Here is a 2,097-nt window from a genome sequence, read left to right on the forward strand (position 1 = left end):
GTGAGGTCGGCCAGTCTGCGTGCGAGGTGCTCGCCGAGCGGTGTGGCGCCGCCGCGCAGGGTGAGGCCGGCGGGCCGCCGGGGCCGGCGGGGGGCCGGGCGGTCGGCGGCCTCGTGTCCGGCGGCCAGCGCGCGTCGTGCCACGGCGGCCAGGGCCTCGCGGCGTTCGGCGAGGTGTTCCTCGGTGCTGGTGTTGCTGATGCCGCCGGGTCCGATCGTCGCGATCGCCTCGGCGTACACCTCGGCCCGTACCGCCGGCGCGGAGCCGTCGACGTCCAGGCCGAGGCGGGCGGCCTCGTGGCCCATGGCGAGGGCCGTGAGCCAGGTCCCGCGGACGTCCGGCGCGTCCGGCTCCGGCCCGGGCGGCGCGAACAGCGTGCGGGGCAGGCCGAGGCCGTGCAGGTACTGCTCGCAGTCCAGGTGCAGCCAGCGTTCGGGGCCCGGCCCGGTGACCCGTACCGCGCAGCGGGCGACGCCGTACTTGAGGAACGGCAGGACCGTCAGGCCGGTCAGCCGGTTCCCCTCGTCGCCGGGCCGGTCGCCGGGCAGGAAGCAGACCGAACGGCGCGGCCCCCGGAAGGCGTTGCCCGAGATCGAGCCGCGGTCCTGGTGCTCGGCGAGGTTGGGGACGGAGACGTAGCGGGGGACGCCGGCGTCCCGGAGGTAGCGGTGCATCAGGATGTCGTCGGGCCAGCCGCCGAGGCGCTCGCGGCCGTAGCGGACGAAGCCTTCGGCGACGGCCCGGGGGAGCACGATCGCGACGCACGGGAAGTACTCGTTGACCGCGCCGATCCAGCGGGCGCCGGCCATGGCGCCGAAGCGGGCCGCGGCCCCGTTGCGGGAGTCCCACAGGGCGAACAGGGCCAGTGCCGCGTCCGGCATCGCGTCGACGGCGAGGCGGACCCGTTCGAAGAACGTTTCGGACAACAGCATGTCGTCCTGGACGACCAGTTGGTGGGTTGCGCCGTCCTCGACGGCCTCCCAGGCGGCGAGCGCCGTGCGCAGCACCGAGGGGGTGCCGGTGGGGTCCGGGTCCATGACGACGCGCAGCGTGCCCGGGGGCGCCGCCAGGGCCATCCGCTCGGCGGCCCGCCGGCGCTTCGGGTGGGTCATGACCACCCCACTGAGCTGATGGAGCGTCATCTCATTTCCCTGTCTCTGGTGGGGCGTAAGGGACTTGGTGGATCCACTGGAGCGATCGGCTACTGCGGGTGCCACCGGTTCCGGACAGTACGGATCGCGCCGAGGGCTGGCAAGAGTGCCGAATTCGCACTGGCGGAGCGGTTGGAGATCCACGGATGCTGGGCTGGCACGCCACCTTCCGTGTGAAGCCTGTGGCTGTGTGTGAGCGCGCATCCGAGTTCGCCGTCTCCACGGAAAGGGACACACATGTCCGCTGGATCGCACGCGCCATCGAACGAAGCCGGAGCCGACGGGGGCGAGAGCGTCGAGGCCCGGCTGGAGAAACTGCGCGACGCCCGCGTCGTCGTGACGGGGGGTGGGGGCCTGGTGGGCAGCCGGCTCAGCGCCCTGCTGTGCCGGGCCGGTGCCGAGGTCGCCGTCCTGGACCGGATGGACGCCTACCCCGAGTCCGGCCACGCGGTCTTCGGGGTGGAGAGGAGTGGGGCCCGGCTCGTCGTCGGCGACGTGTGCGACCGGGACGCGGTCGCCGGGCTGCTCCGGGAGGCCGACTTCGTGGTCCACGCCGCCGCCTACGCGGACGTGGCCGCCTGCACCCGGAATCCCGAAATCGCCTTCCGGGCCAATGTGCAGGGCACCCAGGTCGTCCTGGAGGAGGCGGCCCGGGCGCGGATCCGCCGCCTGGTGCTGGTCTCGTCCGCGTCCGTGTACGGCGACGGCCCCGCCGACTCGGCCGGCCCGCACGTGTTCCACGAGGACCAGCCGCTGTTCCCGCTGTCGGTGTACGCGAACGGCAAGCTGTGGGCGGAGCACCAGACCCGGCTGCTGCTCGGGGCGTCGTCGGGGTGCGAGCACGCGATCGTCCGGTACTTCTCGGTGTACGGGGAGCCGCAGATCCCCAAGCCGGGCAGCCACTCCTGGATGGTCCCGTGGCTGTCCCTGCAGGCCCGGCTCGGCC

At 73.8% G+C, this 2,097-nt stretch carries 1 protein-coding gene and 1 pseudogene; one reads left to right on the plus strand and one right to left on the minus strand.

The features are described 5' to 3' along the window. Window positions 1-1,142 (minus strand): annotated as a pseudogene (locus ACIQOV_RS38810) (hypothetical protein); the annotation flags it as partial. A gap of 246 nt (window positions 1,143-1,388) precedes the next feature. On the opposite strand from ACIQOV_RS38810, the gene ACIQOV_RS38815 reads away from it, so the two are divergent. Further along, the coding region (locus ACIQOV_RS38815) for an NAD-dependent epimerase/dehydratase family protein (protein ID WP_401055534.1) at window positions 1,389-2,097 on the plus strand (709 nt) is incomplete at its 3' end.

It is taken from the genome of Kitasatospora sp. NPDC091257 (assembly GCF_044757675.1).
Classification (GTDB): Bacteria; Actinomycetota; Actinomycetes; order Streptomycetales; family Streptomycetaceae; genus Kitasatospora; species Kitasatospora lactacystinica.